This window comes from Empedobacter brevis, assembly GCF_965118635.1.
GTDB classification, from domain to species: Bacteria; Bacteroidota; Bacteroidia; order Flavobacteriales; family Weeksellaceae; genus Empedobacter; species Empedobacter brevis_A.
This window is the reverse complement of record NZ_CBCPHV010000011.1, coordinates 36,209-61,769: the sequence shown is the minus strand read 5'-3', so window position 1 is coordinate 61,769 and position 25,561 is coordinate 36,209. Positions and strand designations below refer to the sequence as shown.

The window sequence follows — 25,561 nt, the reverse complement described above, 5'->3', positions numbered from 1 at the left end:
GACAAATATAATAGTCTTGAAAATACTTTCACAATTTTTTAAGAATAAATCGAACTTCGATGTCCGTATTTCGCTGTTCATTATTCTAATCGTTTAGATTTCTTTTTGGTATTTATAGATATAAATTGATGCTTTATCAGAGTCATCATCATTATCTTCGCACAAATATAAAACGTAATTTTTGCGAGATTCTTTATACAACGCTAAACCTTCAATTTTCTTGTCATCAGAAATTTTTTGCCAACGCACAACCTCCATTGTTCCTAAATCTAACTCACCAATAATGGAACCTTTTATTTCTCCATTAAACTGAGTTGTACTTTTCGACTCAACTGTTGCTGTAAATAACACTTTTCCGTCTACCAAAATAGCATCGGAGAATGTTGTTGTTTCGTTGTTTAATTTTGGTAAAGTGATTGGAATAAACTCTATTGTTTTGCCTCTCAAATCGTTTATTTTACCTCCTACTCTATAAATTCCATTTACACCAGCAGGTCCATTTCCTCTGTTAAAAAAATAAGTACAATGGCCATCAGTTATAATTCCTTCGATATTGAAGTCTTTTTTTGATAGATTAGAAACGTTTAGAAATTCATCTAAAAGAAAACTATAATTATCATTTTTAACTTTCTTGGTTTTGATGTTATAAGAAATCAAATCGAAACGATTTTCTTTGGAACCTGATCCAAGAATATACAAATGATTGTCAAATTTTGTAATTGCTTCAAAATCTGGTTTATCTTTTTTATTGATGTGTTTTGATTTTACTTCTGGATTTAAATCAACTTTCTCTACTTCTTTTTTCTTTTTGTTGTAAACGTACAAATGTGCTTTATCATCAGAAATTGTGTAAACATGGTGTTTATCAACCACTAATCCTGATGCTGCTCCAAGACCATTTATAACAATTAAGACCTTCAGAATGAAATTGTAAAACAACATAGATATTAGATTTGTTTTTAAGTGGTTTCAAAAGTAATCAAAGATTATCAGAAAGCTTGATAAATAACTGATTTTTTGTAAAAAAAGAAGTTAACTTTGCAGCATAAAAAAAAGAAAATTTGGAGATGAAAAAAATTCTAAAAATTTATATTGATGCCTACAGTGGACTTTCGAAAGAATCTTGGATGTTAGCAATCGTAATGTTGTTAAACCGAATGGGTTCTATGGTTTTACCATTTTTAGGAATTTATATGATTTCCAAACTTGGATTTTCTTTAGAAAATGCAGGAATTGTACTAAGCTGTTTTGGTGTAGGTTCTGTAATTGGTTCTTGGTTTGGAGGATGGATTACCGATAAAATTGGGAATTTTAAAGTGCAAGCGCTTAGTTTGTTTTTAAGTGCTCCCTTGTTTTTTATTTTACCTTATTTCAAAACAGTAGAATCTTTTGCTGTAATTATGCTTATTTTAAGTACAATAAGTGAATTATTTCGTCCAGCCAACTCTGTTGCCATTACACGTTATGCAAAAAAAGAAAATATCACGCGTGCTTTTTCTTTAAATAGAATGGCGGTTAATTTAGGTTTCTCAATTGGGCCTTCAATGGGAGGATTTTTATCTAACTATTCTTACGATTTATTATTCTATTGCAATGCTGGAGCAGCTTTGATTGCTGGAATTGTTTTCGTTGCTTTCTTCAAAGGTCGAAAAGAACGAAATGCTGCAACAGAAAATGTTTCTGAAAAAGTCGTTGAAGAGAAAGAACGTAATGCCTACACAGATACACCATTCTTATTGTTCAACTTATTCTGTGTGTTATTTTCTATTGCCTTCTTTCAGATTTTAAATACTTTACCCTTATTCTATAAAGATGTCGTTCATTTATCTCAAAAAGAAATTGGATTTTTAATGGGATTTAGTGGATTTTTGATTGTTGTATTCGAGATGCTATTGATTCATTATACTGAAAAAAGATTCAGTGTTACTCAACTTTTAGTATTTGGTTCATTCATTACAGCTATTAGTTATTTCATCTTCACATTCAGTCATACATTAGGAATGTTGTACTTAGCCATAGGATTAATGTCTATTGGAGAAATGCTTGTCTTACCATTGATGTCAACTGTAACCGCTTTTCGTTCTCAAAAGAATAACAGAGGCGCTTATATGGGACTTAACGGAATGTCGGTAGCTATTGCATTTATTGTTTCTCCTTATTTAGGAACACATGTTGCAAAAGATTATGGATTTGATACACTTTGGATTATTACGACTATCATTTTAATTATTGTGGCTATCGGATATCATTTTTTTACTAAACCTCTTTTACCTAAAAATGTTTAATATTTTCTTACCTTCGAAAATATTAGTTGAAATCACATGAAAGTATATACAAAAACAGGAGACAAAGGAGCAACAGGTTTATATGGAGGAACTCGTGTTTCTAAAAATAGTTTAAAAATAGATTCTTACGGAACGGTTGATGAATTAAATTCTTATTTAGGATTAATTCGTTCTTATAAAATAAATCCTGCATTAGAGGAAGAAATTATCATTATACAAAAAGATTTGTTTAATCTTGGGGCTGAATTGGCTACACCAGTAGATAAATTATATTTAGCAAATGGTAAACCGCGTATTCCTAAAATGATTTCTGAAGAAGACATTGTTCAATTGGAAGATTGGATTGATGATTTGGAAGGACAATTGGAACAATTGACACATTTTATTTTACCAGGAGGAAACCAAGCTGCTTCTCATGCACACATTGCGCGTTGTATTTGTCGCCGCGCCGAACGCTTAACAGTTGGTTTAGCAGAAGAGGAAGAAATTCGTCCAGAATTACAAAAATACTTAAATCGTCTTTCTGATTATTTATTTGTTTTAGCACGTAAAATTGCTGCAGATAACAATCACGAAGAAATAAAATGGATTCCAGGTGAGTAAAAAAGCGCTTTTATTTCTAAATGGTGAAGTTCCAAACATTTTACCTGATACAACGAATTATGAAATGATTTTTTGTACAGATGGAGCATTTCATTATTTGAAAGATTTAAATATAACACCCGATGTAATCTCGGGTGATTTTGATTCTTTTGAACTTAATCAGTTTCCTTCAGAAACAGAAGTTATTTCAACTCCTGATCAAAATGATACCGACTTTGCAAAAGCTCTACAACTTATTTTGGATAAAGGTTTTGAAAATGTTGATGTATTTGGAGCAAGTGGTCGTCAGCAAGATCATTTTATAGGCAATCTGAATGCGGCATATCGTTTCAAAAATCAGATCAATATTTTGTTCTATGATAATTACAGTCAATATTTCTTTGCTGAAAAGGAAACGAAATTAGAAGGTTATTTCGGACGAACAATTTCGCTTCTTCCCTTTCCCGAATGTAAAAATATTATTACAAAAGGATTAGAATATCCATTAAATAATGAGAATCTAAATTTACTTTCTCGCGTAGGAACACGTAATAAAGCCAATGAAGATATTGTAACAATCGATTATTCTGAAGGAAGTTTAATCATTTTTATCATCGATCAAGAATTCCCTATTTTAATTGCCTAAACTTCACTATAATTAGTGAATCATAATGATTTTGATTTTTTCTACCTTTACTAAAAACCAATCATTATGAATAAATTTTCAGTAATAGTCGCCTCTGTTTTATCTGTTGGGTTAATTGTTGCTACCTGTATTTTAGGAACGGCTTATAAATATAAATTTAAAAGCACGGAATCGATTAATGTTACAGGAAATGCGCTGAAAGATTTTAATGCCGATTTAGTGAAATGGCGCGCAACGTTTAGTAGAAAAGATTATGATTTACGCGTTGCTTCAGATCAATTGAAAGCAGATCAAACTGTTGTTAAGAACTTTTTAATTTCACAAGGGATTAATCCAAAAGAAATTGTTTTTGAAGCGGTAAATATTTCTAAAGATTTTCAATACGGAACAGATGCGAACGGAAATTCAATCAGTCAATTTGCTGGTTATAATCTTTCACAGGATGCGACAATAGAATCGAAAGAATTGGATAAAATAGAAAAAGCTTCTCGTGAAATCTCAACGTTAATTAGCCAAGGAATTGAATTAAGTTCTTCAAATCCGAATTATTATTATTCGAAATTAGAAGATTTGAAACTGGAATTGATTGCACAAGCTTCAGAAAATGCCAAACAAAGAGCAGAAAACATTGCGACAAAATCTGGCTCGAGTTTAGGAAAATTAAAACAAGCCGATTTGGGTATTTTTCAAATCACAGGTAAGAATGATAATGAAGAATATTCTGCTGGAGGTTCATTTAATACTACTTCACGACAAAAGACGGCGCAAATTACAGTGCGAGCAAGTTATAAGTCTAATTAAAATATAAAAGCTTCTTAATTAGAATTAAGAAGCTTTTTTTTATTTTTTAAATGAATACTACAATTAGCAATATTAATAAAGTAAGAACTATCAGTATATCGACTAATTTTAAATTAAAAATACCAATACCTCTTTTTGTAGCATAGTTTTTTTTTGATGACATTATAAATCAAATTTAAAAAGGAGTTGCTAAAAGCATGCCACAAATTCTTAAATTTGTTAAATTATTCGTTTATAAATTTTCTTTTAAAAAACTAACTGATTTTTCAATTAGAATATTCAAATCTTCTGGCAATTGTTCGTCTATCCAAGGCTCTTTTCCACCAAAAGTATGGTTTGCTCCATTTATCAAAAACAACTCAGAATTTTTACACCATTCGTGTAATAAATTTGCTGTATTCGGTTTTACAGCTTCGTCGTTTGTTCCTTGAATGATAAGATATGGTTTCTTTAGATGTTGAGCTGCAAACTGAATATTTAATTCATTTTCATGTTGAATAAAATCTTCATAAAATTGATAATAATGAGGCATTTGTTGTTTTGTACGAACATTCTCAACATAAAAAACTCCATTTTTCTTGAACTCTTCTAATCTTTCTTTTTTAGGAAAACGATTCGCAAAACTATCAACTCCAGCTAACGTAATCAACGCTTTAACACGTTCATCTCGGTAAGCTTGTAGAATTGTATTTCCTCCTCCTCTGCTATGTCCCATAATTGCAATTTTAGTCGAATCTACTTTTGGATGTTTGTAAAAGAAATCTAGAACAGCATTATAGTCAGACATTTCCTTTGTATAATTATTATTTCCGAAAGCTAATAAATCATCAAAATTTGTTGGATTGTCTAAGGTTGTTCCATTATGAGAAAAGTTAAATTTCACGAAAACAAATCCTTGTTTTGCAAATTCTTCTGCCATTAAATTGAATGTTCCCCAATCTTTGTATCCTTTATATCCGTGTGCAAAAATTATAAGTGGAAGCTTATTTTCGGAATCAGGATAAAAACAATCTGCTAAGAAAGGTCGCGTAAAAGGGTTACTAATAATACTATTTGTTTCTTTATTTATCGTTGGATTCATCTTATTTTATTTACCCTAAAGCTACTTATTTTTGATGAAAAGTTTAAGCAGTTATTACTTTAATTATGCATCTGCTCTACTATCAATAAAAAAGGAGTAATAATATTATTACTCCTTTTTTATTCAATTACTTTATTTTATAAAATTAATTCCAGTAATTCCATTGTACACCATCAAAAATAGCGACAGTTTTGGAAGCTATATCATAACAAATCATTCCTGGATAAGGATTTACAACATCTGTTGTGATGTTTTTTACTCGAGGTAATACAAGTGCTTTGTCTGGAGATTCTAGAATTAAAACTCCTTCAGCTGTAGAAGATTCCGCACCGATGATTACACCTTCTCCTTTGTCATTATCGTTTTGTATTGTTTGATTACTTCCTCTATCGGTCATGCTTATCCATTGGCCGTTTTCGTACATTTTTACCTTAACTTCATTTTTATCAAATATAAAAGTTCCATTTGTAGGGTTTTCTGGAAGAGCCTCAATTTCAGGAAGGATGATACCTTTTGTTTGATTTTCTTCAAATTGTACTAAAGTCGATTCCGTAATTAATGCAGATGGATAATTATTTTCATTTGCAATTATCAGTTGTGCATTTGCATTTGTATAAAGTAAGGTAGAGAATAACGAAGTAACTATTATTTTTTTCATTTTATTAATCGCATGCATTATTTAAACATTTCCAATTGTCACCATTATATAATTTCACACATTTATCTGTTTCGTCGTATGCAATCATTCCTTCAATAGGAGCTTTGATGTCTTCTAAAACATTATTGATACGTGAAATCACCATTCCTTTTGATTTAGAATCTAATACTAATGCTGCATTTGGAATATTTGTTGGCCAATTGGAGTTGATAGTCGTGTTCGTTGTAATTCCAACATTTGTTGTACCAGTTGGTGTTCCAAGTTTTGGTATTCTGTAACAAGGACATTCGACAATTTTCAATCCACTTCCATATCCTTTCATACTTGTTGCACCAACAACTTTCTGAGAAGCGATTACAGTATTTGGTTGATCTGTATGCCAATTAATTACGTTAAAAGCTGCGTCTACATTAGGATTACTAGCTGTTTTACCAAATAATCTCATTTCATATAATGTTTTGTCCGCGTTCGTTTTACGTGCTAGTAGGGTAACATTTCCTTTGGGATCAATTTTAACTCGAACAATTGGTGAATCCTTATCACCTTTTAATACAAATATTCTTTCAGTTCCTGCCATACCGTGTCTTAAACCGTCTAAAAATTCAGCGTTTAATTTTGATCCACCAGAATTTGCTTGAAAATCGATTTCTTCATTTGCTAAATCCACTCCATTTATGTTTAATTGAAATGAATTATCTAATTCATAAATGTCAAACTGGAAACCATAATCTGTAGCTGGCATTGTAAACGTTTTTTCCTCTCCACCTTCTACAGCGAAATCTGAACCTTGAATCGTTATCGTACAAGGAGGTATATTGATTCTCAATGATTTTGGAAGTGACGTTCCTGGAGATGGAACACCATTTAATGAATAATTATCTTGAATCGTATATTTTATGGATGCTTGTCCTTCGAAACCATTTGCAGGTGTAAAAGTGACAAATCCCGATGAATTTGCTTCCCATTTTCCAGTAGCATCAACATAAACATTTTGAATACCTGGCGTATCTAGATCTAAGTCAATTGTATTCAACTGTATTGATTGTCCACTATCGTATTCTATTGCTTTACTCCCTACATCTAGCGTTTTTAGTTGATTTTTCACCCCTTCTTCCATGAAGTTTTGACCAACAGGTAATGTATTAATCGCATTAAGTGTAACAGAAATATTTACGGACTCAAAAGAATCTGTGCTTGCATTATAACCAGGATAAAACTTTAATGGCATAGAAGACGATTGTGCTGTAAATACTAATCGATTTGTTCCCCATGCACCATCAATATCTTTATTGATTTGAGTCACATTGACGCGAGGATAAGTCCCTACTTGAAAATCAAATTTGTCTATATAAGTAGGGCTATATTTTGTTGATCCATTATTTGCTATTGCCGTCATAGAATAGATTACAACTTCATAGTCTCTTCCAACAACCAAATTCGTCATGTTGGTTTGTATTGCTTCTTCTCCACTTTTACTCCCCACATCACGTATGGTAATCCAATTGGTATGACCATTTGGAGGAAGTGCTAAAGGTTGATTCGTCCATTGTTCCCCACCACCAGATGTATCATTTCCTGCAACAATTTTACTTGTCGAAATATCTGGCGTTCCTGTAATTAATGACCAACCTTGGGGAACACAAATCCCACAAGGAATACCTTTTCTATTTGTAGGATTTCCATTAGAAGCAGGTATTTTCACCTGCGCATTTGACATTTGTATAAATGATAAACCAACCGCTGTATTTAATAACCAATTCAACTTCATATTCTATTTATATATTTTTCATTCGTATTTAGGTTTTTATAACAAAAAAATAGAACTAATCCCTACTTGTTCAATTTTTATTTTTATAAAATAAAAGTTATGTGTAATCTTCAATTCTTATGCTTCTAACCATTCAATTCTATACATCAACTTATATTAGTTAGGCCAAAAGAATTTGCAAAATTAAGTTTAATGTTTACTTAAAAAGAATACTCGAGCATGACAAAATTCAATAAACAAAAATAGATAAATATTAAGTATTCATTATCATTTCATTACAACGTATTTTATAATGCATATAAATTACTTTTAACTTTATCTTAACTGTCAAAAGAATAATTTCTTGACTTCTAATAAAGTTGTAAATTTGCAATATGCTAAACAATGATACAATTTGCGCATTGGCTACTGCCAATGGAATGGGCGCTATAGCGGTTATTCGTATTTCTGGACCAGAAGCAATTTCTAAAGTTGCTCAGATTTATCAATCAAAATTTAATTCTGCTAAATCTTTGAATGATGCCGCATCGCATACCATTCATTTGGGTTATGTGATGGATGGAGATACCATTGTAGATGAAGCTTTGTTCTCTGTATTTAAAAATCCACATTCGTATACAGGTGAAGATGTTGTTGAGATCTCTACGCATGGATCTATTTATATCCAACAAAAAGTATTGGAATTGTTGAACAAAATAGGTATTCGTAATGCTAATCCAGGAGAATATACTTTCCGTGCTTTCTGGAATGGTAAAATGGATTTAACCCAAGCAGAAGCTGTAGCCGATTTGATTGCATCGGATTCTAAAGCTTCTCATGAAATTGCGATCAAGCAAATGCGTGGTGGTTTCTCGAATCTTATCAAAGATTTGCGTGATCAGATGATTAACTTTGCAGCTTTAATGGAATTGGAATTGGATTTTTCTGAAGAAGATGTAGAATTTGCTGATCGCACCCAATTTTATGAATTGTTGAACAAATTACAATCTATCTTAAAACGTTTAGCTGATTCTTTTGCCTTTGGTAATGTAATCAAAAATGGTGTTCCTGTAGCGATTGTAGGAGCTCCGAATGCAGGAAAATCTACTTTATTAAATTCTTTATTAAATGAAGAGCGTGCTATTGTTTCTGATATCGAGGGCACAACACGTGATACGATTGAAGAAACTATCTATATAAATGGTATAGGTTTTCGATTTATCGATACAGCTGGAATACGTGAAGCTGGGGATTCTATAGAGCGTATCGGAATTGAAAAAACATTTGAAAAAATAGATAATGCTTCGATTATTATTTATTTGTATGATGCCAATATCACTTCTGATAATCAAATCGCTAATCAATTGGATGATTTGCAACGCAGGGGAAAAATCTTGTTTAATGTTGCCAATAAGATTGATATAACGAATAACGAATCAGTTATATCAGCTGCAATCAAAGAAGAATTTAAGGATGTTGTTCATTTGGAAATCTCTGCAAAAGATCAGTTTAATCTAGATGCCTTGAAAGAGAATTTGATTCATCAAATTAAACTAAAAGGAACTAACCAAGATGATACAATTGTTACCAATTCTCGCCATTTAGAGGCTTTACAAAACACACTTTCTCAAATTGGAAAAATCAAACAAGGAATGGACATGGGACTTCCTGGTGATTTATTGGCAATGGATATCCGCGAAGCTTTAACTTATTTAGGGCATATTACTGGAGAAATCGATGTGGATCAAGATATCTTAGGAACCATATTTGGAAAATTTTGTATCGGGAAGTAATTACCTTTCTTTTATTTGTTAACTACCTATAAATGTTATATTTAAGAGCAACATAGTTGCTCTTTTTTGTTGCCTAATTGCTTTATTTTGATTAAATTTGATGTACAGTTGTTGCCCAAGCATCAAGTTTGTTGCCCAAAGCACATCAAAATTATTGTATGGAGAAATGATGCACCAACTAGCTACATCAAGCTACTTTGTGCTACAATTAGCAACATTATGAGTACGAATATCAAAATACCAAAATTCTGTCAATTTTGTGGGCAAGCTTTTGTTGCCCAAACCACCACTACTCGCTATTGTAGCCACAAGTGCAATTCTAGACACTATAAACAAATCAAGAAAGAAGAAAAAATAAGAGCCACACTAAGTGAGCAAATTCAAAATGTAAGTTCTGCAAATTTCGAAACCTTGCAAAGTTTGCAAAGCCTACAAAAACTCCCAATCCAAACCACCAACTTTATCAATCTTAGAGATAAAGAATTCCTAAGCGTACAAGAAGCCGCTATTCTTTTAGGTGCTAGTCGTTGGACAATTCAAAGAATGATTAATCGTAACGAATTAAAAGCTTCTAAAATTGGGAGAAGAACAATAATAAAACGTACCGAAATCGATAATCTTTTTAAATGATGAATTATGAAAGTATCTTTAAGACAACGCAAGAAAGGCAACAAAATAACCTTGTATCTTGACTATTACGACAAAGGCAAACGTGAATACGAATATTTAGGTTTGTACCTAACACCTGAACCAGAAAAAGGAAGTTTGACTAAAGCTCAAAAAGATGAAAACAAAAAAATCTTAGAGTTAGCAGAAAGTATCAGAAGCAAAAGACACTTAGAAGCACAAAATCAAATTTATGGTTTTAGAGATAAAGAGAAACAAAAAGGAAATTTCTTAACATTCTTTGAAGCACTAACAGAAAAGAAGAAAGCCAGCGTAGGTAATTACGGCAATTGGGATAGTACCAAAAAACATTTACAAGCGTACGATCCAAAAGGTGTTTCATTTGAACGATTAGACAAAGACTGGTTAGAAGGCTTCAAAGATTATTTAGATAATGTAGCCATTACTAAAACAGGTGAACCCATATCTTTAAATACAAAATACTCTTATTTCAATAAAGTTAGAGCCGCATTAAAGCAAGCATTAAAAGAAGGATTGCTAACATACAATCCAGCCGAACAAGTACAGCCATTTCCACAAGATGAAGTTCAAAGAGAATTTTTATCTTTAGAAGAAGTTCAAACCTTAGTGCATACACCTTGTAAGAATGAAACATTGAAAAGTATGTTTTTATTTTCGTGTCTTACAGGATTGCGTTGGTCAGATATTGAAAAGCTAAAATGGTCAGAAGTACAATATTCAGAACAGTTAGGTAATTTCTTACGTTTCAAACAACAGAAAACCAACGGAGTAGAAATGCAACCTATATCCGAAGATGCTCGTACCTTTTTAGGCGAAGAAGGTAATCCAAAAGATAACGTGTTTACAGGGTTTAAATATGGCAATTGGAACAAAACCTTATTAAAAGATTGGATGACCGATGCAGGTATCAAAAAGCATATTACATTCCATTGTGCAAGACATACTTACGCTACATTACAATTAACGCTGGGTACTGATATTTACACCGTATCGAAGTTGTTAGGACATAAAAATCTATCCACAACCGAAATATACACTAAGGTTATTAATGAGAAAAAAATTGCGGCCGCTAACAAAATAAAACTGAACCTTTAATTATGGATTTGATTGTATATAGAAATATCCTTTATGGAGTTTTGAAACCTTGGCAACAAGACGATGCGAACGAAAAGTTTTTTAGACAAAATCTAAATCCAGACTTCGTCAATCCAGCTGATCCTTCAACATTTTACGAAGCGTTGAAAGAGCTTTTACCGGCTTATCGTGAATTGTACAATGAAGATGGATTAGAGGTGTACGAAACTCAACCAGATACAGAGGTAGATTATACAATCAAAAAACCAATGATTAATATTCAGATGCTAGAACCATTTTCTGCTACAAGTAAATTCTATTATTACGTATTACAGAATGAAACGACACGAATCAGTAACAGAATTTACTATTGCTTCAATAAAGACATTAACGAAACCAACAAAAAGGAATTAATCCAAAATGTTATAAAATCTTGTAAAGATTTACTTTTAAGAATTGGCACAGACAAGAGTTTATATCCTACAGATAAATTAACAGATTATATAATTGACCTATTGGTTAAATGTATCATTCGTTTACTAAAGGAAGTCGAATTACTTTATCCAGCCTATACCAATCAAATAAAAACAGAGCAATACGAGATATTCTCTGAATTGCTTCACGATCATTTCGAATCTTTCGAAACGGATACTACCACACCAACATTCCAAGAGGCTAAAAATGCAATACTTCAAATAGATGATTTCAAACTAGAAAAATCAGACAAACTATCTTTTGGCTTCAATGGAAATAAAGAAAGTCTTAAATCAGTAATAATAGCATTAAACAGACACTTATATCTTTTAAATGAAGATAAAACCTCACCAGATGATTTGTTAAGTGTGCTTACATCTAAAGATTTAAAAATTGGTGCGCCACAAATTCATTTAGATTGCGAAACCACTCAATTCGCTTATATCGTAGATAAATTAAAATCACATTTTCATAACCTTACACCTACAAGTATAGAACAAACCAATCTGTTTTATTCTAAAAAAGGTACACTATTAAAAAGGAATAATTTATATAAAAACAACAGCAATTATCCTAAAGAACAAGATACCATTGATAGAATTATCAAACAATTATAAATAAAAACAGTAAGATGAGTAAGATGTCTTAGTAAGACGTTACCATCTTACTTTTTACCCCTCTCAATCTCTAGAATTTTGACTTAGAAATTTAAAAATATAAGTCATGAGTTCAGAGAATTTAATCTTAGAAAAGCTTGCTCAATTAGAAGGTAAAATTGAGGAGCAAAATTTATTGCAAAAAGAAGTATTAACATTTAACGATGTGTGTAAGTATTTAGACATAAGTGCTTCGCACCTTTACAAACTAACTTCTCAAAAGCAAATCCCACATTTTTGTCCACAAGGAAAAAAACTCTATTTCAATCGCACAGAAATAGACCAATGGTTAATGCGTAACAGGCAAGAAACTACGGAAGACATCGAAACGGCTGCAGCTAATTATTTAATCAAAAACAAACGTAAATAATTATGAGCTTTTATAGATTTTCCGAAGAAGAGGTTCAACAGATTATAGATCGTTTAGATCAATTATCTATCGAGGTTAAAAAGAAACAACGTACCGAACCCGACCAAGTCTTTTACGATAATCAGGAGTTTCTCCAGATTATGAATATTAGCAAACGTACTGCCGCTTATTGGCGTACCGAAAACATTATTACCTATTCACAAGTAGGCAATAAAATCTACTACACTTTAGCCGACATCTTAGAGCTATTACAACGTAGTAAAATTCCAGCTAACAATTCCATTAACCTTAAATCTATTAACAATGACTAGCGTATCAATTTTCCAAAACTTCAATAATCCTGTACAAACCATTACTTTACAGGATTTAATCTCAAATATCAAAACAGGTACATACAAAGAAGATGTAAACACGATTCGTATGGCTATTGGAATGGGGAAACCCGAAAGAGCCGATGAATTAAAAAAGAACCTTTTAGCTTTCACGCCATCAGCAACATATTCTGGTGGCAGAAAGAAAGATTTTATTCAAGAATACAATCAAATCATTCATTTAGATTTTGATAAAATTGATGAAGAAGATTTAATTCAAATCACTACACAAACCGCATCTATTTCGTATACCTTAGCTTGTTTCAGAAGTCCAAGTGGTAATGGTTTAAAAGTATTTATTCAAGTAGATAGCTTACTACAACACCACGACTTAGCATACAAACAAGTACAAGAATATTACGAAAAGCAATTAGGTATTAATGCCGATCCAAAGTGTAAAGATGTAACAAGGTTGTGTTTTGTATCGTTTGATGAAAACGCATATTATAATCCATTAGCTACAATATTTGCTGTCAATACGGAAGCTAAAGAAAAAGTAGTCAATCAATCGCTACAAATGACGAGTAATAATACTGATGATGTATTTCAAAATTGCGTAGAATTTACAAATAAGATTATCCAATTCGAAAAAGGAAATCGCAACAACTATGTATATCAGTTAGCGTGTAATTTAAACCGTAAAGGCATAAATCAGTTAGATGCAGAACAATTTATTTTACAAAACTTTCATCACGAAAATCAAAAAGAATTCATCAAATCTATTGAAAGTGCATACAGAAATCAAGCACACGAGTTTGGTACATTTGCAAAGACTGCAAACTTTGTAAACTTGCAAAAAGACAGTCCACCTGATAAAGAACCAGTGTATGATGAGGTAGATTATCTTAAAACCACACCTACAATTCCTGCACATATCGTCAATTATTTACCCGAATTATTAATTGAGGGTTGCGAAGCGTTTAAGGACAACGAACGCAAACGTGATGTATTTCTTACAGCTGGACTAACAATTTTAAGTGGTTGTTTGCCTAATGTTACAGGTATCTACCATCAAGAAAGAGTGTACCCGCATTTGTTCTCATTCATTATTGCTCCAGCAGCAAGTGGCAAAGGTGTGCTTAAAAATGCCAAACGTTTAGGCGATAAAATACACGAACGTTTTGTGAACAAATCGAATGAAGCTAAAAAAGCATTCGAAATAGAAAATGCAGAATACAAAACACTACTCGCCAAACGCAAAAAAGACGATGCTATTCCCGAAAAACCTGTTGAGCCAAAATTCAATTTATTGTTTCTACCTGCCGATACCAGCCAAGCAATGATGATGAAAATGCTTCAAGACAACGAGGGTAAAGGTATCATTTGCGAAACAGAAGCCGATGCAATGAGTGGTGCAAACAAGCAAGACTGGGGAAATTACTCGCATATTATGAGAGCCGCATTTCATCACGAAAAAATTTCAGCAGCTCGTAAAACCAATAATGAATTATTAGAAATTCCGAATCCTCAATTAGCCGTTTCATTATCAGGTACTCCAGCACAAGTACCCAAATTAATTCAATCAGCAGAAGATGGTTTGTTTAGTAGGTTTATGTTCTATGCCTTCAAAAATGAAATTGTATGGCAAGACCCATCACCAAAAAAAGGTGGAATTATTTTCAACGATCATTTCGAAAAGTTATCTAACGAAGTGTTACAGGTATATGATTTTCTAGAACAATACCCTACCGAAGTACAATTAACGCCCGATCAATGGCAACAATTAAATGTAGTTTTCAGTAAACTATTAACCAATACCGTATTGTTTAATAGTGATGATACCTCAAGTATTGTTTTCCGTTTAGGATTAGTATTGTATCGTTTCTGTATGATTTTTACTGCCTTACGCAAAGTGGAAAATGGCGATTGTTCAGAAGTGGTAGTATGTACAGATGAAGATTTTTTAGCTGCACTAGAATTGATAAATGTATATCTAAATCATAGCATCTTAATGTTCAATAATCTAGCAAGTCAGTCAGAACCTATTACCTACAAAATGGGCAATAACAAAAAAGCTTTTTACGATGCATTACCACAATCATTCCAGCGTAAGGAAGCAATAGAATTAGGTACAAAACACAGTCTATCAGAACGTTCTGTAGATGATTTTCTTAAAAATTCTGTACCCGCATTGTTGTTTAAACCTAAAACAGGATGGTATGAAAAAGTGTAGGTTAATCATCCTTTAATTAATATATTTGAGCAATCAAAGATTTGTCGTATAATCTAAAATAAATAGATAAAATAGAATGCAAGAATTCAATTTCAACCAACATATAACTCAATTACTTAAAGCAGATAATCGCTTAGTAGATGAAGAAAACGATATACAAATTAATGTACTAAGAGATTTAGTAAACAACCTAGACAGTCAATTAATAGAACTTTTAATCGCTGATGAAAAGGTTAGAGAAAAGTTTTTTATCCAAGTAAAAGATGTTTATGTATTCAAACAAAACGACTTTATATTTTACTTAGACAGCAAAGTTTTAGATGGTTCTTATACCCAATATGCCAATCGTATAGGATTGGCTTCTGGAGGTAAATTCTTGACAGATAGCACCGATTATGTATTAGACTTTCCGTATAAAGATTGCGTATTAGAAGGAGGGCAAAGTACTGAAGAAGGAAATGATGTCTATTTTGAATTCGATGATGATGCTAACGACTATGTAGAAAAATCAGCAAAGCGTAAAGAGATTTTTTATAATAACATTATTGCAAAAGACGAAATAGACCGTTTGTTAGAGCCTAAAGCATTTCAGAAAGTAGTACGCTACGATGCCAATGGAGAAACGATTCCTACTTCATTCACTAGAGATGCAGAGTTGAATAGACAACGAGGTTTACCTGAAGATACTATTACCGATAATCTCATCATCAAAGGCAACAATCTATTGGCTTTACATTCCTTAGAAAAAGAATTTAAAGGGAAAGTAAAACTAATCTATATCGATCCGCCTTATAATACAGGAAGTGACAGTTTTAAATATAATGATAATTTTAATCATTCAACTTGGTTGACTTTTATGTATAATAGGTTATTTGTTGCAAATAAATTACTTAGAAATGACGGAGTATTATTTATAAGTTGTGATGATAATGAATTTGGTTATTTAAACATTTTGCTTGATAATTTTAAAGACTTATATTTTGAATCTGCATTTTACATAAAAGTAAGACACGAAAATAGAATACTTCGTAAGGATAATAGATATCAAAAAGTAATGGAACAACTAATTTGTTATGGAAAAGAACAATATAATCCAAGTAGAATTGAAGTTACTAAAGATAAAGATTTAGATTACATATTCGAGATTGAATTATTAGACACTCCTAAAGAAATTATTAATATTCAAGGTTACAACGTAGAAGTTTTTTCGAAAGATCAATATAAAATTATTAAGAGTGAATCTGGAAATTTAAAAGAATATAATATCAGAGGTTCATTAATAACTCAAAAAGGATCAGCATCCGAATTTTATGAATTAAATCTTAGAGATAGAAAACATAAGGATGGTTTAGGTGCATTATACAAAGTTATTGATATGGGAACAAGAGGGGATGGTATAGGCTATAGATATATTCGACAACCTTTTGATGAAACTGGTCAAAATGGTTTTTATTATCAAGGAAAACCATTAAAATCAGGCGAAGATATTGGTAACCCATATCCGAATTTTTATGATTTTGAAAAGAATTTTAATAATTCCTCAAATGAAGGGGGTGTTAATTTTAAAAATGGTAAGAAACCTGAACTTTTTTTAGAGAAAATTTTTGAAATTTCATCAATCGGAAAAAATGATATTGTTTTAGATTACCATTTAGGTAGTGGAAGTACAGCAGCAATTTCTCATAAACACACTTTGCAATACATCGGAATTGAGCAACTAGATAGTCAAATCTCTTTAACCATTCAACGTCTAAAAAATGTTATTAATGGTGATCAATCTGGTATATCAGAATCTGTAAACTGGCAAGGTGGTGGTTCGTTTGTTTACGCAGAATTAGCAAAGAACAACGAAACAGCCAAAGAACGTATAGAGGCTTGTGATAGTTTAGAAGAATTACTACAACTTTTTGAGGAATTAAATACACGCTATTTCTTAGATTATAATGTGCGTATCAAAGATTTTAAAGAAAATGTAGTCAAAGAAGAAGCGTTTATCAATCTAAGTATAGCTCGTCAAAAAGTGATATTCAAACGTATGTTAGATAACAATCAGTTGTATGTCAATCTTTCAGAAGTAGAAGATGCACGCTACAACCTTTCAGAAGATGCCATCCGTTTAACCAAAGATTTTTATCAAATTAAAAACTAAAACCCTATGAGCGATAATATACCAATGTTACCGTCAGATGAATTATCTGAATTTATATTGTATACCGACCCATCGGGCAAGGTAAAGGTAGAAATTTTTGTGTTGAATGATACGGTGTGGTTAACGCAACAACGTATCGCAGAATTATTTGGGGTATCTAAATCAACGATTAGTGAGCATCTTAAAAATATATTTGAAAGTGGCGAATTATCGAAAGAAGCAACTGTTCGGAAATTCCGAACAGTTCAAGTAGAAGGCGATCGAGAAGTCAATCGAAATTTAGAATATTATAATTTAGATGCCATTATTTCTGTTGGTTATCGAGTTAATTCTACCAAAGCAACTCAATTCCGTATATGGGCGACCAATACCTTGAAGGAATTTATCATCAAAGGTTTTGTATTAGATGATGATCGATTAAAAGAAGGTAAAAAACTTTTTGGAAAAGACTATTTCAAAGAGTTATTAGAACGTATTCGTTCGATACGTGCCAATGAGCGTCGCATTTATCAACAAATAACTGATATATTTCAAGAATGTAGTATCGACTATGATAAGAATTCCGAGATAACAAAAAATTTCTTTGCAATGGTGCAAAACAAATTTCATTACGCCATCACAGGTCATACAGCAGCAGAAATTATATATCTCAATGCAGACAGCACAAAACCCAATATGGGCTTAAAAACGTGGAAAAACAGTCCTGATGGTCGCATTATCAAGTCAGATACCAATGTAGCTAAAAACTATCTCAACGAAGATGAAATCAAACAATTAGAACGTACGGTTTCTTCTTACTTCGATTATATAGAAGGATTGGTAGAACGTCGTACTACGTTCACGATGGAAGCACTGGCAGAGAGTGTCAATAAGTTTTTAGAGTTTAACGAATACAGAATATTAGACGGTAAAGGAACACGCAGTCAAAAACAAGCCGAAAACAAAGCCTTTGCAGAGTACGACGTATTTAATAAAACACAAAAGATTGAATCTGATTTTGACAAAATGGTAAAATCCATTCAAACTAAAAAGAAAAATTAATGACTTTATTTCAAGATAAATATCTTTTTGAAACTTTAAAGGATAAAGCTTTTGATTTAGAAATATCAAAACAGCGAATACCTAATTATATAATAGATAATTTGCGTTTTCCATTATTCAAATGGCAAGAAGATGCTATGCAAAATTTTCTATTAGCAGAAGCGATTAAACAAGTAGAAAATCCTGGTACAGCATCGCATTATATGTTTAATATGGCTACAGGTACAGGTAAAACGCTTGTACTAGCTTCTACCATATTGTACTATTACAAACAAGGCTATCGTAATTTTATATTCTTTGTAGACCAAAATAATATTGTAGGTAAAACAGAAGATAACTTAACAGACGCTAATCATCACAAATACTTATATACAAATCCTATCGTCATTGATGACAAAACGGTTGAGGTGCGTAAAGTAGATAATTTTTCTCCTTATATAGATGGTACAACGTTAGATAATCCTGCTATAGATCATATCGAGATTATTTTTACATCCATACACAAATTGCATAATGCGATGTATGTAGTGAAAGAAAACGATCTATTTTTGGATGATTTACAAAAACGTGATTTAATTCTTTTAGCAGATGAAGCACATAGCTTTAATGCTGATACCAAAAAGAAAAAGCAATTAGATTTGGTAGAATTTAAGGAATTAAAAGACGGTGCAAAGGCAGAAGATGTAGAGCGTAGTTGGGAAAATACAGTAACTGGTAAATTATTGCAGAAAGAAGGTATCAAAACTTATGTCAATAATAATGTATTGTTAGAATTTACTGCAACTATTCCAAAAGATACCAACGTAGCAGATAAGTACAAAGATAAAATCATTATTAAGTTTGATTTACCCGAATTCCTAAAAGCTGGTTATACCAAAGAAATCAATTTAGTATCATCTAATTTCGATAAAAAACAACGTATTCTACAAGCATTGCTATTCAATTGGTATCGTAACCATTTAGCCTTAGAATACGGTATTAAAAACTTTAAACCTGTAATTCTTTTCAGAAGTAAATATTCTGATGAAAAGCTTGAAGGCAATGTACAAGAAGATTACACATATTTCAGAGAGGTTATAGATAGCTTGACAACCGCAGATTTTAAATACTTAGAATCTATTAATGTTGAACAGGCTCAAAAAATCTATGAAATAGGTCAAAGTAGAATCGTTGATATTGTACGAATTGTAAATGATAAATTTAATGGAGATTATCAACACATTATCTCGTATATAAAATCTACATTCAAAGAAAATAATTGCATTGTTACCCATTCGAAAGAGAAAAATGCTACAGGTCGTAAAGGGGAAGAAAAAACAACGTATAATCAAGATAGATTACTAAATAGCTTAGAAGATAAAAACAATCCCATTACGGCTATTTTTACTTGTAAGCGTTTAACACAAGGTTGGGATGTATTGAATCTTTACGATATCGTTCGTATGTACGAAGGTCGTGACGCAGGTAAAGATACCAAAACAGGAAAACGTAAAGCAGGTACAAGCACAGTTTCAGAAGTTCAGTTGATAGGTCGTGGGGTACGTTATAATCCTTTTAAATTTGGCGATGACGAACCAAACAAACGAAAATTCGATAAGCAATTAGATCACCCATTACGTGTATTAGAAGAATTTTATTTTCATTCTGATAAAGACGAAAGGTATATTGATGAATTAAAGTTAGAGTTAAAAAATCAAAAGCTGTTTTCAGATGATAAGAAAGTGATTAAACATTTTGATATTAAAGAACATATTAAAAATGACAAAGACTCTTTCTATCATCAACTAAAAATATTTGCCAACGATAAATTAGAAAATCCTAATCGTCGTAAAACTACATTAGAAGATATTATTCAAGGTTTCAAGTTTGAATATACTATTCCATCTTATGACTATAAAGCTGAAAAGGTAATTTTAGAAGATGGTAAAAAAGATGAAGTTCGCCATAGTCAAGGAAATGAAGATAAGAAACAAATAAAGAAAAAAATAGCAGATATTCTAGTTGGCAATCAGAAACATATCTTTTTGAAGGCTTATAATGAAGTAGCTAAAAAAGAAAATTCATTATTTAGATTTGATAAACTACAACAAGAGTTACAAATTACCTCAATAGATGATTTGTGGTCTGATGCTTTTTTAGGAAAATTGTACATTACATTATACTTGCCTAAGCAGTATGAAAGTTTGAGTGATGTAGAGCCAAAATATTTAGTGAAAGCTTTTGTACGTTTCTTCGAGCAATTTATTGCAGAATGGAAAAAAGAAATTCACCCACATATTGGAAGTGATTTTGAAGCAAAACCTTTTAAATATTACTTTGAAACTCCAAAACCAGTAGCTGTTGTAGAAGATCCAAAAAATACAGATTATGAAAATAAGCTTGTAACTAAGGATTGGTATGCATTAAATCATTTTCACGGTACGTCCGAAGAACAATCTCTTGTAGATTTCATTATCAATACGATAGAGAATTTCAAAGAAAAATACGAAAATGTCTATCTGTTAAGAAATGAACAGGTATATAAAATATACGACTTCAAGGATGGAAAAGGTTTTGAACCAGATTTTCTATTGTTTTTAAAAGAGAAAGAAGCAGACAGGTATTATCAAGTATTTATCGAACCTAAAGGTTCACAATTCAAAGATGCTACAGGTAAATTTGATAATAGTAAAGAAGCTTGGAAAGAACAATTCCTAACTGAAATTACCAATAAATACGGTAAAGAAGATGTTCTAAAAGTAGAAAACAAAGACTATCGTTTAGTTGGTTTACCGCTATACAATGCAACTATCGCACATTTTGTAAAGCAAAGTATTTATGAAAATTTAGAAGTAGAGTTATAAAAATAAAAGGAGCAAATTTGCTCCTTTTTTATTTCCCTAAAATATTGTAAGTTAGTTGTATACATTCAGTACCGATAACCCTAATTAATCACGATGAAATATGCAGCAACTAACGATAAACCTAATACCATTAGAGATAAATAACGCTACTTTACAATGTAGCTTTTATACAGAGAAGTTCGAAGGTTCATATCCATTACACAGAAGCGAATTACCCTGCGAAATTTGGGATAATCACAAAGAAGAGATAACAAGTCAATACTACTATACTTCCTTTGAAATTGGGCAAGATGCTGCATTCACCACAACCATAGATTTATCCAAATCAACCAAATTTGCTAAACACTTTTATACGCAACAGCTATTGCGTTATATTTCGCCATTGGTAGATGCGGTAAAACTAAACTTTGTAAAAGACATCGAAGTTTGGATTAAGAATACCAAGCAGTCAAAAGCTGAATATACCACTTACGATAAATACACGTTAAAAATAGAATATTCATACCTCATCAATAGCCTAGCGTTATTAATAGCGTATGATGGCGTATCTAAGGTAGCTACTCAATCCATCAACACATTTAATATTCCAACCCATCATTTCAAAAAAGTAATATTCAGAAACGAGATTTTAAGTTTCGATAAGCTACATAACGAAGCAAAATTACATTTAGAGGAAGTATATCCAGTGCTAAACATCGGATTAAAAAACGCTTTAGGAATAGCACATACGGTGGACAAATCAACCAACAGATACAAAGCATATTATCAGTTAATCAATGAATTTAAAAAGAAATATCTAAACAACAGTACATTAAGTTTTCTAAAACCATCAGACAACTTTTACCCAATACCAACCGAAAAGGTATATGCTACGCATTACCATTCCAATAATTTAAGGTTTGGCAAAGACAAAGAAATAGATCCAAAAATAGGTATCAAAAAGTTTGGACCATATCAACCAAGCCCACATCAACACGTTAAATTCTTTTTTATCTATCATCAGCCTGATAGACAAGAATATGTAATTCCATTATACGACTATTTTACAAAAGGATATAAAACCTTTTTTCCTCCATTGGCTAAACATATTTGTCAGCCATTCCATATGGATAAAGACACCAGCTTAGCGTATAAGGATATAAAAACAGCTTTAGTAGAATTAAAGCAACATTTAATACATTTCAAAAAAGAACCCAATACACGTTATGTAGCCATCTATGTAAGTCCTGTTCATAAAGAATCCGAGCAAGATTTACAGTTGTATTACCAAATCAAAGAGGAATTATTAAAGCAAGATATTTCCTCACAAGTGATATATAAAGAAAGCATCAAAAACAATTATTTCGGAGCATTCTTAGAGAATATTACACCAGCTCTATTAGCCAAAATAGACGGTATTCCTTGGCGTTTGGATAGAGAGCTAAAGCAAGAATTAATCATTGGTGTAGGAGCTTTCAAATCGGCTCAATTCAACACACGTTATGTAGGCAGTGCATTCTGTTTTAATAACAAAGGAGAATTCAAAGGATTTGATTGTTTCAGAAATAACGAAATAGATTTAATAGCAGGTGCAATAGAAAAACAAGTGCTTAAATTTGTCGTAGATAATAACAACCAAGCCCAACGATTAATCATTCATTATTACAAACCATTAGGAAAGGATGAACTAGACCCAATACAGCAAACATTAAAACGATTAAATCTAGATATTCCAATCATCATCATTTCCATCAACAAAACAGAATCATCAGATTATGTAGCATTTGATACCCAATCACCAGAATTAATGCCAATAAGTGGTACGATATTGCAAATAAGCAAACTCAAATACCTTTTGTATAACAATACAAGATATTCAGTAGAAGGCAAACCAATAGCATATCCATTTCCAGTAAAACTAGCATTATACTGTACAGACAAAGATTATTTAGAGAACGTCAACAACGTAAAAGAATTAATAGACCAAGTCTATCAATTCAGCAGAATGTATTGGAAATCAGTAAAGCAACAAAACTTACCTGTAACCATCAAATACCCAGAAATGGTAGCACAAATATTCCCACACTTCGAAGGCGACAAATTACCCGACTTCGGAAAAAACAACCTGTGGTTTTTGTAAGTATAAACAGTTACAATATACAAAAACACAATTATTCTTTTATTAGTAATAGATTATCATTATTTAGTTTAATTTTCAACCAATTAAGTAATATTTCTTCATTAATTTTGTGTTCTGATTGATAAGTTACTATTGGTTTCGATTTAATACTATCACTATATTGATGTATTACGCCAAAGTACACGTTTTTAATAGCAGGAAATAAGGATTTTATTTCACGTTCGGTGATCGAATCACCTATTTTTTCTTGCGCTATTTGATTTTTTAATTGTTGTATTTGTATATCTTTTTCTGATACATTTATTTGATTTTTATTGATTTCACTCATAATTTCTTGCTTTAAATCAATATTATTTTGCCTAACTATGAAAGTTGTATTTTCTAAATTAAAATCTATAAGTCTAGAGTTGATATCTTTTATCTGTAAACTGTCATATTTTTCTGTTAAAAATGCTAGTTCAATACGTTTGGGATTTGAATTAAAATTGATATTCTTATAGATAATAGTTTTTCCTTTTTCTTGAAATTCTTTTTGGATAAATAAATTTACATTTTGAGTATATTTTTTTTCCTGTAACAAATTATAGGCTAAATAAAAACTAGGCAAAATCAAAAGTGACATCAAAACTGTTATCGTTAATCTAACTTTTTTATCTAAATCTGGATTTTGGGTCTGAATAGGTTTGTATTTCAAATACTTCAATACCAAAAAAGTAGACAATGCGATAAAAAAACAATTGATACTATACAAATATAAAGCTCCAACTAAAAATTTAAAATTTAGTGTAGCCAATCCAAAACCTGCTGTACATAATGGTGGCATCAACGCAGTAGCAATTGCTACTCCAGGTATGGGATTGCCTTTTTCAATTCTTGTTATGGATACTGCTCCTACAACGCCTCCAAAAAATGCGATAAGCACATCATATATAGTGGGTGATGTTCTAGCCAACAATTCAGATTCGACTTCTTTAAAAGGACTCAAATAAAAATACAAACCAGATACAATTAAGCCAGCTAAGGTAGCTATAAATAAATTTTTGGACGAACGTTTTAATAAAGTAAAATCATAAGTTGCTAAGGCAAACCCAGAACCGACTATTGGCCCCATTAATGGTGATATTAACATAGCTCCTATAATGACTGCTGTGGAATTTACATTTAATCCTATAGATGCAATTAATATCGCGCAAGCTAAAATCCATAGATTAGCTCCTTTAAATGATATATTGCTTTGTACGTCTTCTTTAACTTTATTCTTATCTTCTTCTCCACTTTGTAGATTAAATAATTGATAGATCTTGTTCATTGTGTTTCACATAAGTATTAAAATTATTTATCAATTCTATTTTCTGATTAGTAATATTTTCGCATAAATTTATAAATATCATTATTTGATCCATAAATTACTAAAACATCATCACGTTCAAGTACTGTTGTTGACGATGGAAATCCTTGTACCTGTGGTACTATTTTAAATTGACCTAAAAAACTTGTTTCTTGTTTATTTTTAATAACAGTCATTACCAATATATTGTATTTCTTTTTAAATTGAATCTCATCAAAACTTAATCCTACAAGTTCTTTGGGTACTATAACTTCTATGATACTATATTCCTTATTAAGTTCAAAAGAATCTATAATTCCTTTTGTATTTAGTTTTTTAGTCCAACGTTCGGCAGATTCCTCTTCAGGTCTTATAATTTGATCTACACCTATGGCATGTAATACATTTTCGTGGACATTATTTATTGATCGACTTATTAAACGATTAACTTTTCTATTTTTAAAATTAGCTGTCGCCATAATATTAGAGCCTTCATTTTCACCTATAGTAATTAACACCATATCAGTGTTATTCAAGGGTAATTTATTAAGTGCAACTTCATCGGTTGCATCCAAACAAATAGTATGTGACAATTTATCTTTATACGATTCTACACGTTCCATATTGGTATCAACTCCAATCACCTCATGCCCCAAAGCTGTCATTTTAGTACCTAATGATGCTCCGAAATTCCCTAATCCAATGATAATTAATTTCATGTAT

At 31.5% G+C, this 25,561-nt stretch carries 21 protein-coding genes; 15 read left to right on the top strand and 6 right to left on the bottom strand.

The annotated features are described in order from the left end of the window. Positions 1-93: 93 nt before the first annotated feature. Positions 94-942 (bottom strand): DUF6929 family protein, encoded by an 849-nt coding sequence (locus ACMHJW_RS12505; protein WP_413533751.1) that lies wholly within the window; start codon positions 940-942, stop codon positions 94-96. Between the two features lie 125 nt (positions 943-1,067). Here ACMHJW_RS12505 and ACMHJW_RS12500 point away from each other — a divergent pair, with 125 nt between their 5' ends. The 4 genes from ACMHJW_RS12500 (at position 1,068) to ACMHJW_RS12485 (ending at position 4,314) form a co-directional block, all read left to right on the top strand. After that, a complete protein-coding gene (locus tag ACMHJW_RS12500; RefSeq protein WP_413533750.1) occupies positions 1,068-2,285 on the top strand; it encodes an MDR family MFS transporter in 1,218 nt (405 codons plus the stop codon). 36 nt (positions 2,286-2,321) lie between these two features. Then, on the top strand, positions 2,322-2,888 hold the full coding sequence (locus tag ACMHJW_RS12495; RefSeq protein WP_413533749.1) for a cob(I)yrinic acid a,c-diamide adenosyltransferase: 567 nt from the start codon (positions 2,322-2,324) through the stop codon (positions 2,886-2,888). After that, complete coding sequence (locus ACMHJW_RS12490; RefSeq protein WP_413533748.1) at positions 2,881-3,513, top strand: thiamine diphosphokinase; 633 nt, start codon at positions 2,881-2,883, stop codon at positions 3,511-3,513. Before ACMHJW_RS12495 ends, ACMHJW_RS12490 begins: the two co-directional genes overlap by 8 nt. Before the next feature lie 66 nt (positions 3,514-3,579). Beyond that, positions 3,580-4,314, top strand: coding sequence for an SIMPL domain-containing protein (locus ACMHJW_RS12485; protein ID WP_413533747.1), 735 nt, complete (start codon positions 3,580-3,582; stop codon positions 4,312-4,314). Between the two features lie 232 nt (positions 4,315-4,546). On the opposite strand, the gene ACMHJW_RS12480 is transcribed toward ACMHJW_RS12485, so the two are convergent. The 3 genes from ACMHJW_RS12480 to ACMHJW_RS12470 form a co-directional block, all read right to left on the bottom strand. Continuing rightward, the gene (locus tag ACMHJW_RS12480) at positions 4,547-5,395 is read right to left on the bottom strand and encodes an alpha/beta hydrolase family protein (protein WP_413533746.1); all 849 of its coding nucleotides are present in this window, start codon (positions 5,393-5,395) and stop codon (positions 4,547-4,549) included. 145 nt (positions 5,396-5,540) lie between these two features. After that, entirely contained in the window at positions 5,541-6,053 is a 513-nt protein-coding gene (locus ACMHJW_RS12475; protein ID WP_413533745.1) for a hypothetical protein, read from the bottom strand. 4 nt (positions 6,054-6,057) lie between these two features. Continuing rightward, a complete protein-coding gene (locus ACMHJW_RS12470) occupies positions 6,058-7,815 on the bottom strand; it encodes an Ig-like domain-containing protein (RefSeq protein ID WP_413533744.1) in 1,758 nt (585 codons plus the stop codon). Between the two features lie 380 nt (positions 7,816-8,195). Between ACMHJW_RS12470 and mnmE the strand changes: the two genes are divergently transcribed. The 11 genes from mnmE to ACMHJW_RS12415 all read left to right on the top strand — a co-directional run bounded on the left by mnmE (position 8,196) and on the right by ACMHJW_RS12415 (position 23,511). Next, on the top strand, positions 8,196-9,593 hold the full coding sequence (gene mnmE / locus ACMHJW_RS12465) for a tRNA uridine-5-carboxymethylaminomethyl(34) synthesis GTPase MnmE (RefSeq protein WP_413533743.1): 1,398 nt from the start codon (positions 8,196-8,198) through the stop codon (positions 9,591-9,593). Between the two features lie 219 nt (positions 9,594-9,812). Further along, entirely contained in the window at positions 9,813-10,223 is a 411-nt protein-coding gene (locus ACMHJW_RS12460; protein ID WP_413533742.1) for a helix-turn-helix domain-containing protein, read from the top strand. 6 nt (positions 10,224-10,229) lie between these two features. Further along, positions 10,230-11,336, top strand: coding sequence for a tyrosine-type recombinase/integrase (locus ACMHJW_RS12455; protein WP_413533741.1), 1,107 nt, complete (start codon positions 10,230-10,232; stop codon positions 11,334-11,336). A 2-nt stretch (positions 11,337-11,338) separates the two neighbouring features. Continuing rightward, on the top strand, positions 11,339-12,406 hold the full coding sequence (locus ACMHJW_RS12450; protein ID WP_413533740.1) for a DUF6617 family protein: 1,068 nt from the start codon (positions 11,339-11,341) through the stop codon (positions 12,404-12,406). A 106-nt stretch (positions 12,407-12,512) separates the two neighbouring features. Then, the gene (locus ACMHJW_RS12445; protein ID WP_286476377.1) at positions 12,513-12,815 is read left to right on the top strand and encodes a helix-turn-helix domain-containing protein; all 303 of its coding nucleotides are present in this window, start codon (positions 12,513-12,515) and stop codon (positions 12,813-12,815) included. A gap of 2 nt (positions 12,816-12,817) precedes the next feature. After that, positions 12,818-13,126: a helix-turn-helix domain-containing protein gene (locus tag ACMHJW_RS12440; protein WP_413533739.1), complete on the top strand. Its 309-nt coding sequence runs from the start codon at positions 12,818-12,820 to the stop codon at positions 13,124-13,126. Continuing rightward, on the top strand, positions 13,119-15,359 hold the full coding sequence (locus ACMHJW_RS12435) for a DUF3987 domain-containing protein (protein ID WP_413533738.1): 2,241 nt from the start codon (positions 13,119-13,121) through the stop codon (positions 15,357-15,359). Before ACMHJW_RS12440 ends, ACMHJW_RS12435 begins: the two co-directional genes overlap by 8 nt. A gap of 76 nt (positions 15,360-15,435) precedes the next feature. Further along, complete coding sequence (locus tag ACMHJW_RS12430) at positions 15,436-17,508, top strand: DNA methyltransferase (protein ID WP_413533737.1); 2,073 nt, start codon at positions 15,436-15,438, stop codon at positions 17,506-17,508. A gap of 24 nt (positions 17,509-17,532) precedes the next feature. Further along, positions 17,533-18,549 (top strand): RhuM family protein, encoded by a 1,017-nt coding sequence (rhuM, locus tag ACMHJW_RS12425; RefSeq protein WP_413533760.1) that lies wholly within the window; start codon positions 17,533-17,535, stop codon positions 18,547-18,549. After that, on the top strand, positions 18,549-21,392 hold the full coding sequence (locus ACMHJW_RS12420; protein WP_413533736.1) for a DEAD/DEAH box helicase family protein: 2,844 nt from the start codon (positions 18,549-18,551) through the stop codon (positions 21,390-21,392). The genes rhuM and ACMHJW_RS12420 overlap by 1 nt, the downstream gene beginning before the upstream one ends. Positions 21,393-21,492: 100 nt before the next feature. After that, positions 21,493-23,511 carry a Piwi domain-containing protein gene (locus ACMHJW_RS12415; protein ID WP_413533735.1) on the top strand — a complete coding sequence of 673 codons (2,019 nt, stop codon included), beginning with the start codon at positions 21,493-21,495 and terminating at the stop codon, positions 23,509-23,511. A 31-nt stretch (positions 23,512-23,542) separates the two neighbouring features. On the opposite strand, the gene ACMHJW_RS12410 is transcribed toward ACMHJW_RS12415, so the two are convergent. Together ACMHJW_RS12410 and ACMHJW_RS12405 are read right to left on the bottom strand one after the other, a co-directional pair. Continuing rightward, complete coding sequence (locus ACMHJW_RS12410) at positions 23,543-24,820, bottom strand: DUF389 domain-containing protein (protein WP_413533734.1); 1,278 nt, start codon at positions 24,818-24,820, stop codon at positions 23,543-23,545. 47 nt (positions 24,821-24,867) lie between these two features. Then, positions 24,868-25,557: a potassium channel family protein gene (locus ACMHJW_RS12405; protein ID WP_280038251.1), complete on the bottom strand. Its 690-nt coding sequence runs from the start codon at positions 25,555-25,557 to the stop codon at positions 24,868-24,870. Positions 25,558-25,561 lie beyond the last annotated feature (4 nt).

What these genes read in the sequence shown, in the direction of transcription:
- ACMHJW_RS12505 (WP_413533751.1), bottom strand. Translation starts at nt 942, where the DNA reads ATGTTGTTTTACAATTTCATTCTGAAGGTCTTAATTGTTATAAATGGT.
- ACMHJW_RS12500 (WP_413533750.1), top strand. Translation starts at nt 1,068, where the DNA reads ATGAAAAAAATTCTAAAAATTTATATTGATGCCTACAGTGGACTTTCG.
- ACMHJW_RS12495 (WP_413533749.1), top strand. Translation starts at nt 2,322, where the DNA reads ATGAAAGTATATACAAAAACAGGAGACAAAGGAGCAACAGGTTTATAT.
- ACMHJW_RS12485 (WP_413533747.1), top strand. Translation starts at nt 3,580, where the DNA reads ATGAATAAATTTTCAGTAATAGTCGCCTCTGTTTTATCTGTTGGGTTA.
- ACMHJW_RS12480 (WP_413533746.1), bottom strand. Translation starts at nt 5,395, where the DNA reads ATGAATCCAACGATAAATAAAGAAACAAATAGTATTATTAGTAACCCT.
- ACMHJW_RS12475 (WP_413533745.1), bottom strand. Translation starts at nt 6,053, where the DNA reads ATGAAAAAAATAATAGTTACTTCGTTATTCTCTACCTTACTTTATACA.
- mnmE (WP_413533743.1), top strand. Translation starts at nt 8,196, where the DNA reads ATGCTAAACAATGATACAATTTGCGCATTGGCTACTGCCAATGGAATG.
- ACMHJW_RS12460 (WP_413533742.1), top strand. Translation starts at nt 9,813, where the DNA reads ATGAGTACGAATATCAAAATACCAAAATTCTGTCAATTTTGTGGGCAA.
- ACMHJW_RS12455 (WP_413533741.1), top strand. Translation starts at nt 10,230, where the DNA reads ATGAAAGTATCTTTAAGACAACGCAAGAAAGGCAACAAAATAACCTTG.
- ACMHJW_RS12450 (WP_413533740.1), top strand. Translation starts at nt 11,339, where the DNA reads ATGGATTTGATTGTATATAGAAATATCCTTTATGGAGTTTTGAAACCT.
- ACMHJW_RS12445 (WP_286476377.1), top strand. Translation starts at nt 12,513, where the DNA reads ATGAGTTCAGAGAATTTAATCTTAGAAAAGCTTGCTCAATTAGAAGGT.
- ACMHJW_RS12440 (WP_413533739.1), top strand. Translation starts at nt 12,818, where the DNA reads ATGAGCTTTTATAGATTTTCCGAAGAAGAGGTTCAACAGATTATAGAT.
- ACMHJW_RS12435 (WP_413533738.1), top strand. Translation starts at nt 13,119, where the DNA reads ATGACTAGCGTATCAATTTTCCAAAACTTCAATAATCCTGTACAAACC.
- ACMHJW_RS12430 (WP_413533737.1), top strand. Translation starts at nt 15,436, where the DNA reads ATGCAAGAATTCAATTTCAACCAACATATAACTCAATTACTTAAAGCA.
- rhuM (WP_413533760.1), top strand. Translation starts at nt 17,533, where the DNA reads ATGTTACCGTCAGATGAATTATCTGAATTTATATTGTATACCGACCCA.
- ACMHJW_RS12420 (WP_413533736.1), top strand. Translation starts at nt 18,549, where the DNA reads ATGACTTTATTTCAAGATAAATATCTTTTTGAAACTTTAAAGGATAAA.
- ACMHJW_RS12415 (WP_413533735.1), top strand. Translation starts at nt 21,493, where the DNA reads ATGCAGCAACTAACGATAAACCTAATACCATTAGAGATAAATAACGCT.
- ACMHJW_RS12410 (WP_413533734.1), bottom strand. Translation starts at nt 24,820, where the DNA reads ATGAACAAGATCTATCAATTATTTAATCTACAAAGTGGAGAAGAAGAT.
- ACMHJW_RS12405 (WP_280038251.1), bottom strand. Translation starts at nt 25,557, where the DNA reads ATGAAATTAATTATCATTGGATTAGGGAATTTCGGAGCATCATTAGGT.